Here is an 18036-nt window from a genome sequence, read left to right on the forward strand (position 1 = left end):
CGCTTCGCGGCTTGTCCGGGATGACGGTGGCGGATGTGGCGCCGAGGCGCCTTATTTCAACCCGCAATCCTTGGCGTGCGGATCGGCGTAGTCGGTGAACACCTTCTCGGCGATCTCGGTCTGGAACTTGCCGTCCGCGCGCTTGGCGACCTTGACGAGATAGAAGTCCTGGATCGGGAAGCCGTTGGTGTTGAACTTGAACTTGCCGCGCAGCGAGGTGAAGTCGGCTTTCTTGATGGCGTCGCGCAGCTTGTCGGCATTGCCGGTGCCGCCGGCCGCCTTCACGGCGGAATCGATCAGCATCGCCGCATCATAGGCCTGCTGGGCGTAGGAGCCCGGCACGATCTTGTAGGCGGCTTCATAGGCCTTCACGAAGTCCTTCGTCTGCGGATTGTCCATGTTGGGCGCCCAGGTCATCCCGCCATAGAGCCCGACCGCCGCATCCTGCTGCGCCGGCAGGGTCGATTCATCGACCGTGAAGGCGGAGAGGAAGGGGATCTTGCCTTGCAGGCCGGCCTGCGACCACTGCTTGACGAAGTTGACGCCGAGCCCACCGGGCAGGAAGGCGAAGACGACGTCGGGCTTGGTGGAAGCGATCTTGGCGAGGTCGGCCGAGAAGTCGAGCGCGTTCAGCGGGGCGTAGACCTCATCGACGATCTCGCCCTTGAAGTAGCGCTTGAAGCCGGCGAGCGAGTCCTTACCCGCCTGATAGTTCGGCGCGATGATATAGGCCCGCTTGTAGTTCTGGTCCTGCGCGTATTTGCCGAGGACCTCGTGCACCTGGTCATTCTGGTAGGAGGTGACGAAGAAGTTCTTGTTGCAGGCCTTGCCCGCCATGGTGGACGGGCCGGCATTCGGGCTGATCAGGAAGGCGCCGGAATCGAGCACGGGCTTGGCGATCGCGCCGAGGATGTTCGAGAAGACCGGGCCGACGACGAAGGTCGGCTTCTCGCTCTCGACGAAGCTGCGCACCCGGTCGACTGCGACGTCGGGCTTCAATTCGTCGTCGATCACGGTGATCTTGACCGGCACGCCGCCGAGCTTGCCGCCATTCTTGTCGACCGCGAGCTGGAAACCGTCGCGGACCTGCTGGCCGAGCGCGGCGCCGGGGCCGGTCAGGACGCTGACCACGCCGATCTTCATCGGTTCCTGCGCCTGGGCCGAGGCCATGGAGAGGGCCAGCGCGCCACAACCGAGCGCGAGTGCGAATTTGAGAGTCGTCATCGATGCCCTCCCGGGACGAACGAGCGAAAAAGGAGGCGCGGCCGGGTTCCCTCGGACTTCTTTGGCTCGCGCCGGAGCATAATGTTTCAAGCTTAAAATATCTGCAAGGGCTGCATGCTGAAATTTCGCGCAGACGGTGCCCGCCGTCCATCCCCGGCCGCGCAAAATCTTTGCCGGCGGGCCGCATCCCCGGGGCGCGTTTGGAAGGCCGGGGCGTTTTCAGGAAAACGCCGCCGTGCCGGGGCAAGCCCGGGACGACGGCGCGATCCTGCGAGAGGCCGGTCCGTTCAGCGAATGACGGACCGGTTCGCGTGAGCGCCCGCCCGCAGGATGGCGGCCGGGCGTCGTTGCATCAGGCGATGTCGAAACGGTCGAGATTCATCACCTTGGTCCAGGCCGCGACGAAGTCCTTCACGAACTTCTCCTTGGCGTCCGTGCTGGCATAGACCTCGGCGAGCGCACGCAGGATCGAGTTCGAGCCGAAGACGAGGTCGGCGCGGGTGCCGGTCCATTTCGCGGCGCCGGTCTTGCGATCGGTGCCCTCGAACACGTCCTTGGCCTCGGAGGCGGCCTTCCACTGCGTGCCCATGTCGAGCAGGTTGACGAAGAAATCGTTCGTCAGCGCGCCCGGCCGGTTGGTCAGCACGCCATGCGTCCCGCCGTCGGCGTTGATGTTGATGGCGCGCAGGCCGCCGATCAGCACCGTCAGCTCCGGCGCGGTCAGAGTCAGGAGCTGCGCCCGGTCGATCAGCGCGACCTCGGCCGGCACCTTCGCCCCGGCCTTCTGGTAGTTGCGGAAGCCGTCCAGGGCAGGTTCCATCACTGCGAAGGAATGGATGTCCGTCTGCTCCGGCCTGGCATCGGTGCGGCCCGGCGTGAACGGCGCGCTGACGTCATGGCCGGCGGCCTTCGCCGCCTGCTCGACGCCGACATTGCCGGCCAGCACGATGAGGTCGGCCAGCGAGATTTTCTGGTCGCCGTCGGCCTCCTTGTTGAACTGGCGCCGGATGCCGTCGAGCACCTCGATCACCTTGGCGAGCTGGGCAGGCCGGTTGACCTCCCAGTCCTTCTGGGGGCTGAGCCGGACACGCGCGCCGTTGGCGCCGCCGCGCTTGTCGCCGCCGCGGAAGGTTGCGGCCGAGGCCCAGGCCGTGCCGACCAGCTCGGAGACGGTGAGGCCGGAGGCCCGGATCTTCTCCTTGAGGGCGGCGATATCGGCTTCGCCGACCAGCGGATGGTCGACGGCCGGCACGACATCCTGCCAGATCAGCTCTTCCTTCGGCACTTCCGGGCCGAGATAGCGCGAGCGCGGACCGAGATCGCGATGGGTCAGCTTGAACCAGGCGCGGGCGAAGGCTTCCGCGAAGGCCTGCGGGTTCTCCAGGAACCGGCGCGAGATCTTCTCGTAGACCGGGTCGAAGCGCAGCGACAGGTCGGTCGTCAGCATCGTCGGCTTGTGCTTCTTCGCCGGATCATGGGCGTCGGGGATGACCGCCTCGGCATCCTTCGCCTCCCACTGGATGGCGCCGCCGGGGCTGCGGGTCTGAACCCATTCGTATTTGAACAGGTTCTCGAAGAAGTGGTTGCTCCACTGCGCCGGGGTCTGCGTCCAGGTGACCTCAAGGCCGCTGCCGACCGCATCGGCGCCATGGCCGGTGCCGTAATTGCTGGCCCAGCCGAGACCCTGCGCCTCCAGCTCGGCGGCTTCGGGATCAGGACCCTTGTGGGATTCCGGCGCGGCGCCATGCGTCTTGCCGAAGGTATGGCCGCCGCCGATCAGCGCGACGGTCTCCTCGTCGTTCATCGCCATCCGGGCGAAGGTCTCGCGGATGAAATGCGCCGCCGAGACCGGATCGCCATTGGCGCCCGGACCTTCCGGATTGACGTAGATCAGGCCCATCTCGGTGGCGCTGAGCGGCGCGTCGAACTTGTCGAGCGGGCGGTGCGTCAGCCAGGCCGTCTCGGCGCCCCAGTTCACGTCATTGTCGGGCTCCCAGCTGTCCTCGCGGCCGCCGGCGAAGCCGAAGGTGCGGAAGCCCATGGTCTCCAGCGCGACATTGCCGGTGAGGATCATCAGGTCGGCCCAGGAGATCGCCTGGCCGTATTTCTGCTTGATCGGCCAGAGCAGGCGGCGCGACTTGTCGATGTTGACGTTGTCCGGCCAGCTGTTGAGCGGGGCGAAGCGCTGCTGGCCACGGCCGCCGCCGCCGCGACCGTCGGCGAGGCGGTAGGTGCCGGCGGAGTGCCAGGACATGCGGATGAACTGCGGGCCGTAATGGCCGAAATCGGCCGGCCACCAATCCTGCGACTCGGTCATCAGCTTGCGCAGGTCGTTCTTCAGCGCCTCATAGTCGAGCTTCTCGAACGCCTTGCGGTAGCTGAAGGTCTGATCCAGCGGATCGGACTTGGCCGAGTGCTGGTTCAGGAGGTCGACGGGCAGCTGGCTCGGCCACCAGTCGCGATTCTGCCGGGCGCCGCCGCCATGGGCGACGGGGCATTTGCCCGTGCTGTCCTCAGTCTTCGCGTTCATGTTTCTCTCCGGGCTTGGCTGGGCTGAAGGCATGGTTCCATGACGATCGGAGCCTTGCCCTCGGGGAGCGGCTCCTCCTGTCAGGATCAGTGGGGCGAAAGGGCGTCGGGCGATCGGGGCATCCGAACCGGACGGGCTTGCCGAGCGAAGGCGGGGCACGGCACGCGAGCGGGCCGGCGGAAGCCGGGGGCCGAAACAGCGCTGGCCTTCGCGGTGCGTGGCGGTCGTGACATCTGCTGCACCCCTCTTCGCTGCTAGCCTCTTAGCAAAGCGGTTTCATTATTTTAATTCCGATTTTCTGATTGCATCGATAAGTTGAAATTATGACGAACCTGACACTCAAGCAGCTTCGCTATTTCGAGGCGCTGGCGCGGCACGGTCATTTCGGACGCGCGGCCGAGGCGTGCTCGATCTCGCAGCCGGCCCTGTCGATGCAGATCAAGGTTCTCGAGGGCGAGCTCGGCTCCGATCTCTTCGAGAGAGGCGGGCGCCAGGTTCGCCTGACGCGTTTCGGCGAGGGAATCGCGGAGCGGGCGAGGGAGATCCTGCGCTCGTTCGACGAGCTGGAAGGCTATGCCCGCGCCTCCCGCGGCGGGCAGGTCGCGCGGTTGCGCATCGGCGTGATCCCGACGGTCGCGCCCTATCTGCTGCCGAACCTCATCGGCGATCTCACCCGTCTGCATGGCGGCCTCGACCTCCATGTGCGCGAGACGCTGACGCCGAAGCTGGTCGAGGAGCTGAACGAGGGGCGCCTCGACATGGCGATCGTCGCCTTGCCGGTATCGGAGCCGTCCCTGACCGAGGTCGCGCTCTTCACCGAGAGCTTCGTCCTTCTCCGCCCGCGCGCTGATGACGGGAAGCCCGCCCCGAGCCGCGAGGCGCTGCGCGAGATGAGGCTGCTGCTGCTCGAGGAGGGGCATTGCTTCCGTGATCAGGCCCTCTCCTTCTGCAATACCAGACCGCGTGCCGCGCAGCCGCGTGACCTTTTGGATGCGAGTTCGCTGTCGACGCTGGTCCAGATGGTCGATGCCGGTCTCGGCGTCACCCTGATCCCGGAAATGGCCGTGGCGGTCGAGACGCGCTCGGCATCCGTCTCCATCGTGCGCTTTGAGGCGCCCCAGCCCTCCCGCACGATCGGCATGGTCTGGCGCAGGACGAGCCCGCTGGCCCCCCAGCTCCGCGAGATATCGGAGGTGGTTCGCCAGTCGGCGAGACCGTTGCCCTCACCGTGAGCGGGAGCGCGGGTCCGAGGCGTCGCGCAAGGCGTCGCCGAGCAGGTTGAGCGCGAGCACCGTCGCCAGGATCGCGAGGCTCGGAAAGACCGCGAGCCACCAAGCGTCCAGGATGTTCTCGAAGCCTTCGCGGATCATGCCGCCCCAGGTCGCGGCCGGTGGCGGCACGCCGAGCCCGATGAAGCTCAGCGAGGCTTCCGTGCGGATCGCCGATGCCAGCCAGAGCGAGCTCATCACCACCACATCCGACAGCATGTTGGGCAGGATGTGCCGGGTCATGATCCGGAACGGCCCGCAGCCATAGGAGCGGCTCGCCTCGACGAAGTCGCGCTGGCGCAGCGTAATCGTCGGGGCGCGGGCCACGCGGGCGAAGGGCGCGATCTCGGTGACGGCGATGGCGATGATCAGGTTTTCCAGGCTCGCCCCCAGCATCGCCGCGATCATCAGGCCGAGCAGCAGGGTCGGGAACGCCAGCAGCACGTCGAGCACGCCCATGACGAGCTGGTCGAAGAGGCCGCCGATATAGCCGGCGATGACGCCGATCGCCGTGCCGATCAGCATGGCGATGAGGATCGCGACGAAGCCGACGAAGAGAGAGATGCGCGCCCCGTAGATCAGGCGCGAGAGCACGTCGCGGCCATAGGAATCGGTGCCGAGCCAGAACTCGGCCGAAGGTGGTTCGAGCCGCGCGACGATGTTCTGCTCGAGCGGATCGTGCGGCGCGAGCCAGGGCGCGAACACCGCGACGAAGACGATCAGGCCGAGCAGGACGAGGCCGATCCAGGCGAGCTTGTTCTGGCTGAAGGCGAGCCAGAGGCCGCCCGGCCGAATCTCGATGGTCGTGGAGGCGACGGCGCTCATGTGTATTTCACCCTTGGATCGACGAGGCCATAGGCCATGTCCGTCACGGTGTTCACGATGATCACGCAGATGGCGAAGATGATCATCAGCCCCTGCAGCAGCGTGTAGTCGCGGGCGTTGAGCGCGCCGATGATCAGCTTGCCCAGGCCCGGCCGGTTGAAGATGATCTCGGTCAGCACCGAATTGCCGATCAGCGTGCCGAAATAGAGCCCGACCACCGTGATGATCGGGATCAGGCTGTTGCGCAGCGCATGGGTGACGACGAGCCGGGTCGGGCTCACCCCCTTGGCGCGGGCGGTGCGGATATAGTCCTCGGTGAGGACGCCGAGCATCGCCGCGCGCGTCACCCGCATCACATAGGCCGTCATGATGATGCCGAGATTGAGCGCCGGCAGCGCCAGCGCGCGCAGGCGCTCCGTCAGGTCGCCCGAGCCGCTGGTATTGCCCAGCACCGGGAACCAGCCGAGCTGGATGGCGAAGACGATCAGCATCAGGATGCCGGAGACGAAGGCCGGGAAGGAGAGCCCGACCAGCGAGACGACGCGCGCGACATAGTCGATCCAGCCATTGCGGCTGAGCGCGGCGGCGACGCCGAGCGGCAGGCCGAAGACGAGGCCGATGGCGACGGCGGCGACCGTCAGTTCGATGGTCGAGGGCAGGACGAGCAGCACCTCCTGGATGACGCTGCGGCCGCTGCTCAGGGACTGACCGAGATCGCCGGTGAGCACCTTGCCGATGAAGGCGAGGTACTGGACATGGACCGGCTGGTCCAGGCCGAGCTTCTCGCGCAGCGCCGCGAGCGAGGCGGCGCTGGCCTGATCGCCGAGGATGACGGAAGCGGCATCGCCCGGCACGAGCCTGACCAGCACGAAGATCGCCGTCAGCATCACGAACAGCGTGGGAATGGCGAGCAGGAGGCGCCTGACAACGAAGCTCGTCATGCCGCGGCCCTCGCCTGCATCAGGCGTTGCGGCGCGAAGGCCGCGATCTCGCGCCGGGTGTGGCCTTCGACGACGAGCTCGGCCAGGATCGAGCCGACGACCGGGACGAGCTGGAAGCCGTGCCCGGAGAAGCCGAAGGCATGGAAGAGGCCGGGCGCATTCGGCGAGGCGCCGATCACCGGCAGGCGGTCGCGCGTCTGCGCCTCGATTCCGGTCCAGCAACGGGCGATGCGGACCCCGTGCACGGCCGGGAAGAGGTCGCTCGACGCGCGCGCGCCCTTGGCCAGCTCGCTGAAGTTCACCGTGCTGCTTTCCCGATCGAGATCGGCTGCGCCTTGCAGGCCGCCGCCGATCACCAGCGTGCCCTGGTCCGACTGCTTGAAGGAGAGCGCCCGGCCGACCACGCTGACCACGGGGTCGAGCAGCGGCGCGAGGCGCTCGGTCACGATCATCATCGACGCCCGCACGCCGAGCGCGATGTCGTCGCCGAACAAGGCCGCCAGCCGAGCCGCCCAGGCGCCGGCCGCATTGACCACGACCGGCGCACGGAAGCGGCGATCGCCGCAGGCGAGCAGCCAGTCCGGGCCCTGCCGGTCGACCGCCTCGACGCCGCAGCCCTCGGCGATGACGACGCCCTCGGCCTCGCAGGCACGGCGGAAGGCGAGGATGGTCCGGTGCGGATCGGCCGCGCCGTCGCGTCGCGCGACCAGCGCGCCGACGCAATGCGGGCTCAGCGCCGGCACGAGGCGGCGCAGTTCCTTCGCATCGACCAGCTCCTCATGACTGTGCCCGAGCGCGCGCATCTTCGCCTCGCGCTGGAGCAGGGCCGGCATATGCTCGTCGCGTTCCGCGACATTGACCTGGCCACGGGCGTGAAAGCCGCAATCGTCGCCGACGATCTCGGCGATGCGATGCCACATCGCCATGGCCTCGAGCGAGATCGGCACCTCCGCGATGTCGCGGTTGAGGGTGCGCACCCCGGCAGCCGTGGCGCCCGAGGCGTGCCGGCCCGTCCAGCGCCGCTCGATCACCGTGACGCGGCGGCCGGCGCGGGCCAGATGCAGCGCGGCGGACAGGCCGTGCAGCCCGCCCCCCACCACCGCGATATCGAAGGCCTCGATGCTCATGCCGCCGGCTCCTGCTCGTCGAGGCTGGCGAGTTCGCCGAGCGTCACGGGCTTCAAGGGCGGCCGGATCCGGTAGAAGCCGACCTCCTCGACAGGCCGGTTCTGAACCGCCGCGACGATATGGGCCATGGTGTAGCCGCATTGCCGCCCCTGGCAGGGGCCCATGCCGGCGCGGGTGAAGGCCTTGAGCTGGTTCGGCCCGGGCCGCCCCTGCGCAGCGCGGATGCGCAATTCGCCGGCCGTGACCTCCTCGCAGCGGCACACCAGCGTCTCGTCGGCGGGCGCGAAGACCTGCGGCCGCGGCGCGTAGAGAGCATCGAGGAAAGGCCGAAGCGCAAGCGCGCGTGACAGCGTGGCTCGCTCCGTGCGCGCGGCGGCCTCGGCCGCATCGTCCCGCAGCTTTCCGAGCTTGGTGGCGACACGCAGCGCCGCGAGCCGCCCACGCGGCTCGGCCGCCTCGGCCCCGCCGATGCCGGCGCCGTCGCCGGCGACGAAGACGTTTGCCTGCGAGGTTTCGCCCCACGCGTCGAGCACAGGGATCTGGCAATGCTGGCCGGCATCCCATTTGACCGCGCAGCCCAGTGCGAGCGGGGCATGGATATTGGGCACCACGCCCTCATGGACGAGCAGCACCTCGGCGGCGACATCGCCTTCCCGGCCGTCCTGCGTGCGGTAATGCAGGCTTTCGAGACGCCCGTCGCCTTCGGCACGCAGCTCCGCGACATGGCGGATGATCGGGAAACCGGCCCGTTTCAGCGCCAGCGACCAGGACAGGCCCTTGACGAGGTCGCCGAAGCGTCCGAGCCCCTGCGGCAGATGGCGCAGCGCCGCTCCGATCCGTCCGCGCGGCGTGGTGTCGAGGAAGCCGGCGATCCGCCCGCCCGCCGCCAGAAGCTGCGTCATGTAGAGCAGTGGCAGCGGCCCGCAGCCGGCGATCCAGACCGGCTTGTCCGGGACGGAATCGGCGGTCTTCAGCAGGATCTGCGCCGCGCCGACCGTCAGCACGCCCGGCAGCGTCCAGCCCGGGAAGGGTACCGGGCGCTCCTGCGCACCGGTGGCGAGGATGATCGCCTCGGCGGTCACGCTGCGGGCCCGGCCATCGCGGGTCAGGAAGGCGCGAAACCCCGGCTCGATCTGCCAGAGCTGGCTCTGCGGCTCGTAGAGGGCGCCGCAGGCGCGGAAGGCGGCGGCGCGGTCGACGCCGGCGCGATAGGCTTCTCCCAGCCGCGCCAGGCGCGGCGTCGCAGCGACAGTCTCGATGGCGCGCCAGATCTGGCCGCCGGGCGCCGACTGATCGTCGACCACCCGCACGGACAAGCCATGGCGGCGGGCTGTCACGGCAGCGGCCATGCCGGCCGGCCCCGCGCCGACGATCAGGAGATCGGTGTGTTGATCGCTCATGCCGAGAGGCTCCGGCGTCCCTGCTGGCGGGTCACGGACATGCCGTCTCGCACTGGCGTCAGGCAGCTCTGCACGGAGCCCTGACCATCGACCTCGACGAGGCATTCGAAGCAGACGCCCATCATGCAATAGGGCGCCCGGCGGCTTTCCGAGACCGGCGTGGTCCGGTTCCAGCCTTCGGGCTGGCGCAGAAGCACGGCAGCGACGCTCTCTCCGGCTTCGGCCCGGACCGGGCGCCCGTCGATATGGACCGTGACGGCGGACGGCCCTGGATCATGCAGCTTGCGGAACATCGAAGCGTCTCTGGTGGAAGGGAGAAAAGGTTTCGGAGAGCGAGCCGGCCGTGATCGCCTCGGCGAGGGGATCGGCGTGGAAGGCCGCGAGCGTCACGCCGGAATGGCAGAGCGCGACAAAAGCGCCGGGATGGCTCTCCGATTGCGCGTAGATCGGGTAGCCGTCAGGCGTCATGATCCGCAGGCCCGCCCATTGCCGGACGAGCCCGGCATGCGCGAGCGCGGGAATGGTCCGGACCGTCTTGCGGCTCAGCGAGGCGGCGGCCTCGGTGGTGGTCGAGGCATCGAAGCCGACCTCGTCCTTGGTCGCGCCGATCATCACCGTGCCTTCGGCGGTTTGGCGCAGGCCGCTGGCGGGGAGGGGCAGGAAGGGGGCGAGTCGCTCGGTGACGAGCACCTGGCCCCGTTCCGGATGCACCGGCACGTCGAGCCCGACCTGCCGGCCGAGAGCCACCGAGCCGAGCCCGGCGGCGATGACGATGCGCGGCGCCGTCAATGTCTCGCCGTCGAGCACGAGACGGAAATCCGCACCGGCCCGCTCGATCCGCTCGACGCGGGCGCGATGGCGGATGTGGCCGCCGAGGCGGACCAGCCCGCCATGCAGCGCCGCCAGAAGCCGCAGCGGATTGGCGTGGCCGTCATGCCGGCCGAAGCTCGCGCCCGTCACGTCGGGACCGAGCCCGGCCTTGGGCAGCAGGCGCTCCAGCGCCGGCCGGTCGAGCATCTCCCAGTCCGGCTCGCCGTCGCCGCGCTGGTTGTGCAGGCGCATCAGGTCGAGGCGGCGCTTCTCGAAGGCCTCCTCCCCGAGGCAGAAGGCGAGGCCGCCATTCTGCTCGTAAGCGAGATTGCTCCCCGTCTCGGCTTCGAGCGCATCGGAAAAGCCGCGCCATAGCGCGATGCTCCGGCGTGTCAGGGCCTGATAGGCCGGCATGCCGAGCCCCTTGCCCTGTAGCCAGACCAGGCCGAAATTGGCGCGGGCCGCGCGGAAGTCGCCATCGTCGCCGTCGAGCAGCAGTACGTTCTGGCGTCGCTTCGCCAGGCCGTAGGCGATGGCTGCCCCGACCGTTCCCCCTCCGATGACGACGATGTCAGGCCGCATGTGAATTTCCCTTGCCGGCTGAGACGTTAGGGAGCCATCTTGTATTTCGTCAAAGTCGTTTTTTGCTGGTTCCTATTCTTCAGGGTTATGCGATGGTTCGGCGGCTCAACCTGCGTCAGGTCGAAGCCTTCAAGGCGGTCATCGAATACGGCACGGTGAGCCGCGCCGCCGAGATGATGAACATCTCGCAGCCCGCGATGAGCAAGCTGATTGCCCATCTCGAGGCCGATACGGGCTTGCAGCTCTTCGACAGGGTGAAGGGGCGGCTGGCGCCGTCGCGGCGCGGCATGCGGCTCTATGAGGAGATCGACCGCATCTTCGCGGGCGTGCGCCAGGTCGAGAATGCGGTGGAGGCCATCCGCCGCGACGAGCAGAGCCGGCTCCTGATCGGCGTCATGCCGGCGCTGTCGGGTTCCTTCATCCAGGAAGCGACCTCGCGCTTCCTGAAGGCGCAGCCCGGGGTGTTCTGTTCGGTGCAGTCGCGCAGCTCGCAATGGATCGCGGACGGGCTCGTCACCCGCAAGCTCGATGTCGGGCTGATCGTCGCGCCGATCGACAATCCCTATATCGTGGCGGAGCCGCTCATGGCGCATCCGGTCGTCTGCATCCTGCCGCTCGACCATCCGCTCGCGGCGCGGGAGGTGATCACGCCCCGCGACCTCGAAGGCGTTCCCTTCGTTTCCTTCGATCCCGAAAGCCATACCAGCCGGAGCATCGGCCGGGTTCTGGATGCCCATGGCGTCGTACCGAACATCGTCATGGTGGCGAACGTCTCGCCCACGCTCTGCGAGTTCGTCGCGGCGGGAACGGGCGTCTCGCTGGTGCATCCGCTGATTGTCGGCGGATTGCGCGACAAGCTTGCCATCCGGCGCTTCGAGCCGGGCGTTCAGCTCCATTTCCAGCTCTGCCGCATCCGCGACAGCCGCAACGCCCGGCTGGTCGATGCCTTTCTGCGGGGGGCGCGCGAGGTGGCGGCCGAGATTTCGCAGACGATCCTTACGCCGGGCTGAGCCTCAGGGTCGCGAAGGCTTGCAGCAGCGGAGCGTGATCGCCGTCGCGCAGGCGGCGAAGCGCGGCAAGCAACGTCTGTCGTTGCGCCGATGTGGCGACGAGCCGGCAGGCCCGTTCCAGCTTGGCCTCGAGATCGGCCCAGGACGGCGGATCCGAGGCTTCGCCGCGCGGCGCGGTGACGGGCGAGGCGAAGGAGCGTCCCTCAGTGTGGATAGTGACGCGGGACAGGGTCTGCGCCGGAAAGCGGGCGTCGAGCGCGGGGTCGAGACTCAGCGAGACCTTTTCCGCGAGGGCGACGATCTCGGGCCGGTCGGCGGCCGCTTCCGTCAGCGGCAGCAGCGCCTCCGGCCCGTCGATCGCGAGCAGGGCGAGGCAATAGGGGATCGAGAACTGGATATCGGTGAAGCTCTGGGGCCGTGGCCGGTTCGCCAGGCGCAGGGCGCCGGAATAGGTCGCGACCTCGATGGCGTCGATGCGGTGCGGGTCGATGCGGTTTTCGGCGATGAGGCTCACAAGCGCCCCGGCCGGCGCATGGACATGCCGGCAGCAGGCATGGAACTTCATGTAGTTGTGCGCGATGTAATGCTGTCGGCCAAGACCCTCCGCCAGCCCTTCGAGCAAAAAATGCTCGTCATTGTCGAGGAGCGCCAGAGGGCCGGTATGTCCCGCCTCGGCCAGCAGCAGCGCGTTCGCGGCCGTCACGCTCGACCAGGGAATGCCTTCCTTGACGTCGCTGCCTTCCTGCGCGCGGAAGGCGGGCCCCGCCCCGGCATGGAGCTGGTTGGGCGCGCTCATGCCGGCGATGGCAAAACCATGCGCGAGTTGCTCCGCCGGCGTGCGCCTCAGAAAGCCGAGGGCCGCGACGACGCCGTAGCCCGACCACATCCCGGTATTGGCATAGAAGCGTCGCGCCGCGCCGACCGCGACGCCGACCTCGTAGCCGACGACGATCGCCTGCAGCAGCTCGTCCGTCGTGACCCCTGCCTCCTGTGCCGCTGCGAAGGCGGCCGGGATGATCGCGGCTCCGGGATGGCCGCGCGCGATCCGGTGCCCGTCGTCGAGATCGAGTGCGGCGGAAGCCGAGGCATTGCACCAGATCGCGCCGGCAAGGCCCGAGCTCTGCCCAGTGAACCAGACGGGCAGGGCACCGCCGGCCATGGTCACCCGCGCGACCTGCCGAACCGCGCGCGCGCCTGGCGCCGCAATGCCGGCGGCCGCGGCCGCCACGAGATCGAGCACGCTGCGGCAGGCCGCCTCCCGCAGTTCCGTCGTCAGGGGCTCGCGGCGGGCGGCGCCGATAGAGGCCGCGAGGTGTCGCACGATCTCCACGGCGGAGCTCCCGGCTCGGACAGTCTCAGCGCGGCTTCAGCGTGGTGGCTTCGGTGATCGGCGGGGCGAGGTTCATCGCGCCCTTGAGTTCGTAGCCGAGATCGAGCCGGTCGCTACGCGCCCAGACCTGCCGCAGCTCGAAGAGCGGGATGGCGCAGACATCCTCCATGATCTTGCGCTGCGCCTCCTTCCACAGGGCCTTCTGCGTGTCGGCATCCGGCGCGGTGCGCGCCTGCTCGATCTCCTTGTCGGCGACCTTGCAGTGCGAGAAATTGGTCGCGGCGGTTGGCGTGCCCACCGTCGCCCGCGAATGGAAGAACTCGCTGAGATAGGTGTCGGCGATCGGGAAGCGCGCCGCGCCGTAGAAGACCAGGCCGCTCAGGTCCTTGCGCGTCTGGCTCTGATAGGTGGCGTGGTCGACGACCTGCATCTCGAGCTTGATCCCGGCCTTGGCGAGCTGCGCCTGGATGATCTCCATGATCGGCTGCTGCGCCGAGATGTTCGAGACGATGGCCTTGATCGTCACGCCGTCCTTGTGGCCGGCCTCGGCGAGCAGTTCCTTGGCCTTGGCGAGATTGAAGTCGTAGCGGACCGAGCAGTCCTCGCCGAGATAGCCGGGCGGCACGATCGAGCAGCCCTTGGGGCCGACATCCTTGCCGACATAACGCACGAGATCGTCGACATTGACCGCGGCGGCGATGGCGCGGCGCACGCGGATGTCGTCCAGCGGCGGCTGGCTCTGGTTGAGGTGCAGCAGCCGGTATTCGCCGGGCCGGAAGATCTCGACATTGAAGCCCGCACGCTTGCGGGCGGAATCGACCCAGCGCTGCTCGCGCTTGGCATAGATCAGATCGACCTCGCCTGAGGTGAAGGCGAGCTCGCGGGCGCTGTCGGAGGGGATGGCGCGGATCACGATGCTGTCGATCTTCGGCTTGCCGCGGAAATAGTTCGGGTTGGCGGCGAGCTTGACGTATTGCTGGGTCACCTGCTCGACATAGGTGAAGGGGCCGGTGCCGACGGGATTCGTGCCGAATTTGTCGCCCAGCTCCTCGGCCGCCTTGCGGCTGACGATGTTGCCGCCATGGTAGTTCGTGACGCGGCCGAGGAAATTGACGTCCGTATATTTCAGCGTGACCCGAACCGTGAGGTCGTCGAGCTTCTCGACCTTTTCGATCGCCGCGAAATCCGAGGAGAAGGTCGAGCGCTTGGGGTCGGCCGAGCGCTGCAACGAATAGACGACATCATCCGCCGAGAGCGTGCCCCAGTCGCCATGGAACTTGACGCCCTGGCGGAGATGGAAGGTCCAGACCTTGCCGTCCGGCGACTGCTCCCAGCGCTCGGCCAGATCCGGCTCGATATCCTTCGGATCGGCGCTCCCGGGCTTGAAGCGGACGAGGCCGTTATACATCCAGCCGATCACGGTCTTGTCGCTGGTGGAGCTGGCGCGGTGCGCATCGAGCGTCGAGACGTTGCCGTCCCCGGCGACGCGCAGCACGGTCTCCTGGGCCATGCCCGCGACCGGCAGGCAGGCGGCGAGCACCAGGCCGGCGAGCCCGACGACAGAGTTCCTGATCATGCAATCCCCTCGACTTTGTTTCTTGGCTCCAGTCTGGGCGCTGCGATCCCAGGCTGTCCAAGTCGAAATCGGGTGGGGCGTATTCTGATTGGTTATAGAAGAGGGGCTCGGGGCAGCCGCCATCGACGGCATCACGCGGATGGCGCGATACCGCGACGTTTGAAAAGGCTGCGATGCCGATGGCCGGACGGGCCTGCGGGTCGTGTCAGGATTTGAACAGCTTGAAGTGGCTGTTGAATTCCCGGTAGCTGGTTTCCAGGATCCTGGTGCCGCCTTGTGTCTTCAGCGTCTCGCCGGTCGCCACGCCGAGATCGGCCGCTGTCTCCGCCGGCCCTTCCTCGGTGGCGATGATGCGCTCCTGCCCGTCGAGCGAGGTGACCTGAGCCTGCAGCGTCAGCCGGCCGTCCTTCCAGTTCGCGCAGGCCCCGACCGGCAGGCTGCAGCCTGCTCCCAGCGTATGCATCATGGCGCGCTCGGCATCGACTTCGGCGCGCGTCTGCGGGCACTGGATGGCCTGCAGCACCTTGAGGATGTCGCTGTCCTGCGCACGCGCCTCGATGCCGAGGGCGCCCTGGCCGACGGCATAGGGGAAGGCATGGGGATCGAGCGTCTCGGTCGTCGCATCGGCGAGGCCGAGGCGCCTCAGGCCGGCCTCGGCGAGAATCACGGCATCGAGGGCGTCGTCCCCCTCGATCTTGGCCAGCCGGGGGCCGACATTCCCGCGGATCGGCACGACCGTCACGTCCGGCCGCAGGCTCAGGATCTGCGCGCGCCGGCGCAAGGAGCCGGTGCCGACCCGTGCGCCGGGACGCAGGCTTTCCAGCGTCGCGCCGCAGAGAGTGTCGCGCGGATCTTCGCGCTTGGGCACGGCGGCGAGCACGAGCCCGTCGCGCAGGGTCGTCGGCAGGTCCTTCAGGGAATGGACGACGAAGTCCACCTCGTTGCGAAGAAGCTGCTCCTCATGCTCGGTCGTGAAGACGCCGACCATGCGAAACTGGTGGAATTCCGACACCCTGTCGCGATCGGCGACGGTCGAAGCCGATCGGATCTCGAATTCGATATCCGGGAATGCCGCCTTGATCAGGCCGATGACGAAATTGGTCTGAGCCATCGCCAGCGGGCTTCGGCGGGTGCCGACTCGAAGCAACATTTGTTCTTTCCGAATTCAGGTAGCGGACTGCCCAATGTGACCGGGGCTGTAACATCGCTCACCCGGCGCGCCTAGTGCCGCCATGCGGGAACGAGCCGCGACTGAATGCGGGCAGGCCGCCAATGTCCGGCGGATCTGCTCAATGATGCGCGAGGATTTCCCCGAGAAAGGCACGTGAGCGCTCGTGTCGCGGGTTCGAGAAGAACGCGTCCGGCGCGTTCTCCTCGACGATCTCGCCATCGGCCATGAAGATCACGCGATCGGCCACCTGGCGCGCGAAGCCCATTTCATGGGTGACGCAGATCATGGTCATGCCGTCGCGCGCCAGGGACACCATCGTGTCCAGCACTTCCTTGACCATTTCCGGGTCGAGTGCCGAGGTCGGCTCGTCGAACAGCATGGCCTTGGGCTCCATGCACAGGGCGCGCGCGATCGCGACGCGCTGCTGCTGGCCGCCGGAGAGTTGGGCCGGGTATTTCGCCGCCTGGTCGCCGATGCGCACCCGCTCCAGGTACTTCCGGGCCGTCTCTTCCGCCTCGGCGCGCGAGAGCTTGCGCACCCGCATCGGCGCGAGGATGCAGTTTTCCAGCACCGTCTTGTGCGGAAACAGGTTGAACTGCTGGAACACCATGCCGACCTCGCGGCGTACGGCATCGACGGCGTCCTGGCTGTCGCTCAGCCGGTGGCCTGCCACCACGATCTCTCCGCTCGCGATCGGTTCGAGATGGTTGATGCAGCGGATCAGCGTCGACTTGCCTGAGCCGGAAGGGCCGCAAAGCACGATTTTCTCGCCCTTGGTGACGGAGAAGTCGATGCCTTTGAGGGCATGGAACGGGCCGTAGAACTTCTCGACCTGCCGCATCTCGATCATCGGAGCGGCGGTTTCTTGGGCGGCGCGGCTGGCGTCGTCATGGGTCCGGGTCACGTCGATCTCCCTCATTTTGCCGCCCCGGCCGCCATTCGCTGCTCGAGCCTGCGGCCCCAGAGCGAGAGCGGCCAGCACATGGCGCAGTACAGCGCGCCCACCACGCCGAAGACGAGCAAGGGCTTGTAGATCTGGTTGGAAACGATGGTGCCGGCCCGGGTCAATTCGATGAAGCCGACGATCGCGGCGAGCGACGTCCCCTTGAGCAATTGCACGAGGAAGCCGACGGTCGCCGGCAGCGAGAGCTTGAAGGCCTGCGGCATGACGACGTCGACCATCCGGCTCCAGCCGGGCAGGCCGAGCGCATTGGCGGCCTCGCTCTGGCCTGACGGCACGGCCTGGATCGCGCCGCGCCAGATCTCGCCGAGGAAGGCCGAGGCATGCGCCGTCAGCGCGACCGAGACGGCGGCCCAGGCCGGGAAATTGAAGCCGAGCAGCGGCAGGCCGAAATAGGCGACGAAGAGCTGCATCAGCAGCGGCGTGCCCTGGAACACCCCGATCCAGCAGATCATCGGAATCCGCAGCCAGGGCGAAGGCGAGACCCTGAGCACCGCAACGACGATGCCGAACAGGATGCCGCCGACGAAGCCGATGACGGTGAGGAACAAGGTCCAGAGCAGGCCTTGCAGCAGATAGGTCAGTTCCTGGATGCCCATGTCCTGCCTCCTCAGCGCTGCGGATAGCTGAAGGCCCAGCGACCCAGCGCCGCGAGCAGCCACATCGTCACCAGCGAGATCACCAGATAGATCGAGGTCAGCGTGAAATAGACCTCGAAGCTGCGGAAGGTTTCCGCCTCGATGCGCTGGCCGACCGAGGTCAGTTCATAGGCGGAGATCGAGGTGCAGATCGCCGTGGTCAGCGTCAGCAGGATGAACTGGCTGGCGAGCGAGGGATAGATCGCGCGCAGCGCCGGGATGAGCACGATCAGCCGGAAGACCTCATGCTTGTGCAGGCCGAGCGCCAGGCCGGCTTCCGTCTGCCCCTTCGGGATGCTCTCGACGCCGCCGCGGATGATCTCGATCGCATAGGCGCCGCCATTGAGGCCGAGCGCCAGGATGGCCGTGATCGTCGGATTCAGGCGGACGCCCGCGAGCGGCAGCGCGAAGAACAGAAAGAAGATCTGCACCAGGAACGGCGTGTTGCGGATGATCTCGACGAAGAGCGTCACCAGCAGCGAGGGGATCCGCATCTGCATCCGCAGGATGACCACGCCCATGACACCGACGACCATGGCGATGACCATGCCGGAAAAGGCCAGGAACAAGGTTCCCAGCGCTCCGAACAGCAGCGATTTCCAGGCGTCGGCCACGACGCTGAAGTCGAGAGTCATTGTTCTTC

Annotated in this window: 16 protein-coding genes; 2 read left to right on the forward strand and 14 right to left on the reverse strand. The window is 67.7% G+C overall.

Annotated elements, in window-relative coordinates:
• Window positions 1-51: 51 nt before the first annotated feature.
• Window positions 52-1224: an ABC transporter substrate-binding protein gene (locus tag IED13_RS21555; protein ID WP_038357646.1), complete on the reverse strand. Its 1173-nt coding sequence runs from the start codon at window positions 1222-1224 to the stop codon at window positions 52-54.
• A gap of 352 nt (window positions 1225-1576) precedes the next feature.
• Complete coding sequence (gene katG / locus IED13_RS21560; protein ID WP_191125424.1) at window positions 1577-3754, reverse strand: catalase/peroxidase HPI; 2178 nt, start codon at window positions 3752-3754, stop codon at window positions 1577-1579.
• Window positions 3755-4077: 323 nt separating this feature from the next.
• Here katG and IED13_RS21565 point away from each other — a divergent pair, with 323 nt between their 5' ends.
• The gene (locus IED13_RS21565; protein WP_038357650.1) at window positions 4078-4986 is read left to right on the forward strand and encodes a hydrogen peroxide-inducible genes activator; all 909 of its coding nucleotides are present in this window, start codon (window positions 4078-4080) and stop codon (window positions 4984-4986) included.
• Here the strand turns inward: IED13_RS21565 and IED13_RS21570 are convergent.
• From IED13_RS21570 to IED13_RS21595, 6 genes are read right to left on the reverse strand one after another with little or no spacing between them, the layout of a single operon-like run.
• Window positions 4978-5847 carry an ABC transporter permease gene (locus IED13_RS21570; RefSeq protein ID WP_112764763.1) on the reverse strand — a complete coding sequence of 290 codons (870 nt, stop codon included), beginning with the start codon at window positions 5845-5847 and terminating at the stop codon, window positions 4978-4980. The two genes, IED13_RS21565 and IED13_RS21570, sit on opposite strands and share 9 nt — an antisense overlap.
• A complete protein-coding gene (locus IED13_RS21575; RefSeq protein ID WP_038357652.1) occupies window positions 5844-6788 on the reverse strand; it encodes an ABC transporter permease in 945 nt (314 codons plus the stop codon). Before IED13_RS21575 ends, IED13_RS21570 begins: the two co-directional genes overlap by 4 nt.
• Entirely contained in the window at window positions 6785-7915 is a 1131-nt protein-coding gene (locus IED13_RS21580) for an NAD(P)/FAD-dependent oxidoreductase (RefSeq protein WP_191125425.1), read from the reverse strand. Before IED13_RS21580 ends, IED13_RS21575 begins: the two co-directional genes overlap by 4 nt.
• The gene (locus tag IED13_RS21585) at window positions 7912-9315 is read right to left on the reverse strand and encodes an FAD/NAD(P)-dependent oxidoreductase (RefSeq protein ID WP_191125426.1); all 1404 of its coding nucleotides are present in this window, start codon (window positions 9313-9315) and stop codon (window positions 7912-7914) included. The genes IED13_RS21580 and IED13_RS21585 overlap by 4 nt, the downstream gene beginning before the upstream one ends.
• Window positions 9312-9608, reverse strand: a complete 297-nt coding sequence (locus tag IED13_RS21590) for a (2Fe-2S)-binding protein (RefSeq protein ID WP_112764767.1) — start codon at window positions 9606-9608, stop codon at window positions 9312-9314. The genes IED13_RS21585 and IED13_RS21590 overlap by 4 nt, the downstream gene beginning before the upstream one ends.
• Window positions 9589-10707 (reverse strand): NAD(P)/FAD-dependent oxidoreductase, encoded by a 1119-nt coding sequence (locus tag IED13_RS21595; protein ID WP_191125427.1) that lies wholly within the window; start codon window positions 10705-10707, stop codon window positions 9589-9591. Before IED13_RS21595 ends, IED13_RS21590 begins: the two co-directional genes overlap by 20 nt.
• Before the next feature lie 92 nt (window positions 10708-10799).
• Between IED13_RS21595 and IED13_RS21600 the strand changes: the two genes are divergently transcribed.
• A complete protein-coding gene (locus tag IED13_RS21600) occupies window positions 10800-11717 on the forward strand; it encodes a LysR substrate-binding domain-containing protein (RefSeq protein WP_112764769.1) in 918 nt (305 codons plus the stop codon).
• On the opposite strand, the gene IED13_RS29270 is transcribed toward IED13_RS21600, so the two are convergent.
• The 6 genes from IED13_RS29270 to IED13_RS21630 form a co-directional block, all read right to left on the reverse strand.
• A complete protein-coding gene (locus IED13_RS29270; protein ID WP_191125428.1) occupies window positions 11704-13047 on the reverse strand; it encodes an MmgE/PrpD family protein in 1344 nt (447 codons plus the stop codon). The two genes, IED13_RS21600 and IED13_RS29270, sit on opposite strands and share 14 nt — an antisense overlap.
• Window positions 13048-13072: 25 nt before the next feature.
• Window positions 13073-14623 (reverse strand): ABC transporter substrate-binding protein, encoded by a 1551-nt coding sequence (locus tag IED13_RS21610; RefSeq protein ID WP_112764771.1) that lies wholly within the window; start codon window positions 14621-14623, stop codon window positions 13073-13075.
• Window positions 14624-14828: 205 nt separating this feature from the next.
• Window positions 14829-15773, reverse strand: a complete 945-nt coding sequence (hemC, locus tag IED13_RS21615) for a hydroxymethylbilane synthase (RefSeq protein WP_260368458.1) — start codon at window positions 15771-15773, stop codon at window positions 14829-14831.
• 139 nt (window positions 15774-15912) lie between these two features.
• Window positions 15913-16644, reverse strand: coding sequence for an amino acid ABC transporter ATP-binding protein (locus IED13_RS21620; RefSeq protein ID WP_038357780.1), 732 nt, complete (start codon window positions 16642-16644; stop codon window positions 15913-15915).
• Between the two features lie 65 nt (window positions 16645-16709).
• Window positions 16710-17354: an amino acid ABC transporter permease gene (locus IED13_RS21625; RefSeq protein ID WP_038357668.1), complete on the reverse strand. Its 645-nt coding sequence runs from the start codon at window positions 17352-17354 to the stop codon at window positions 16710-16712.
• 11 nt (window positions 17355-17365) lie between these two features.
• The gene (locus IED13_RS21630; protein ID WP_191125430.1) at window positions 17366-18028 is read right to left on the reverse strand and encodes an amino acid ABC transporter permease; all 663 of its coding nucleotides are present in this window, start codon (window positions 18026-18028) and stop codon (window positions 17366-17368) included.
• Window positions 18029-18036: the final 8 nt, after the last annotated feature.

The organism is Allobosea spartocytisi, from assembly GCF_014764685.1.
Taxonomy (GTDB): Bacteria; Pseudomonadota; Alphaproteobacteria; order Rhizobiales; family Beijerinckiaceae; genus Allobosea; species Allobosea spartocytisi.

Excerpts from the sequence above, each read along its gene's own strand:
- IED13_RS21565 (WP_038357650.1), top strand. The coding sequence starts at position 4,078 with ATGACGAACCTGACACTCAAGCAGCTTCGCTATTTCGAGGCGCTGGCG.
- IED13_RS21590 (WP_112764767.1), bottom strand. The coding sequence starts at position 9,608 with ATGTTCCGCAAGCTGCATGATCCAGGGCCGTCCGCCGTCACGGTCCAT.
- IED13_RS21620 (WP_038357780.1), bottom strand. The coding sequence starts at position 16,644 with ATGATCGAGATGCGGCAGGTCGAGAAGTTCTACGGCCCGTTCCATGCC.
- IED13_RS21610 (WP_112764771.1), bottom strand. The coding sequence starts at position 14,623 with ATGATCAGGAACTCTGTCGTCGGGCTCGCCGGCCTGGTGCTCGCCGCC.
- IED13_RS21570 (WP_112764763.1), bottom strand. The coding sequence starts at position 5,847 with ATGAGCGCCGTCGCCTCCACGACCATCGAGATTCGGCCGGGCGGCCTC.
- katG (WP_191125424.1), bottom strand. The coding sequence starts at position 3,754 with ATGAACGCGAAGACTGAGGACAGCACGGGCAAATGCCCCGTCGCCCAT.
- IED13_RS21580 (WP_191125425.1), bottom strand. The coding sequence starts at position 7,915 with ATGAGCATCGAGGCCTTCGATATCGCGGTGGTGGGGGGCGGGCTGCAC.
- IED13_RS21625 (WP_038357668.1), bottom strand. The coding sequence starts at position 17,354 with ATGGGCATCCAGGAACTGACCTATCTGCTGCAAGGCCTGCTCTGGACC.
- IED13_RS21595 (WP_191125427.1), bottom strand. The coding sequence starts at position 10,707 with ATGCGGCCTGACATCGTCGTCATCGGAGGGGGAACGGTCGGGGCAGCC.
- IED13_RS21575 (WP_038357652.1), bottom strand. The coding sequence starts at position 6,788 with ATGACGAGCTTCGTTGTCAGGCGCCTCCTGCTCGCCATTCCCACGCTG.
- IED13_RS21585 (WP_191125426.1), bottom strand. The coding sequence starts at position 9,315 with ATGAGCGATCAACACACCGATCTCCTGATCGTCGGCGCGGGGCCGGCC.
- IED13_RS21600 (WP_112764769.1), top strand. The coding sequence starts at position 10,800 with ATGGTTCGGCGGCTCAACCTGCGTCAGGTCGAAGCCTTCAAGGCGGTC.
- hemC (WP_260368458.1), bottom strand. The coding sequence starts at position 15,773 with ATGTTGCTTCGAGTCGGCACCCGCCGAAGCCCGCTGGCGATGGCTCAG.
- IED13_RS21555 (WP_038357646.1), bottom strand. The coding sequence starts at position 1,224 with ATGACGACTCTCAAATTCGCACTCGCGCTCGGTTGTGGCGCGCTGGCC.
- IED13_RS21630 (WP_191125430.1), bottom strand. The coding sequence starts at position 18,028 with ATGACTCTCGACTTCAGCGTCGTGGCCGACGCCTGGAAATCGCTGCTG.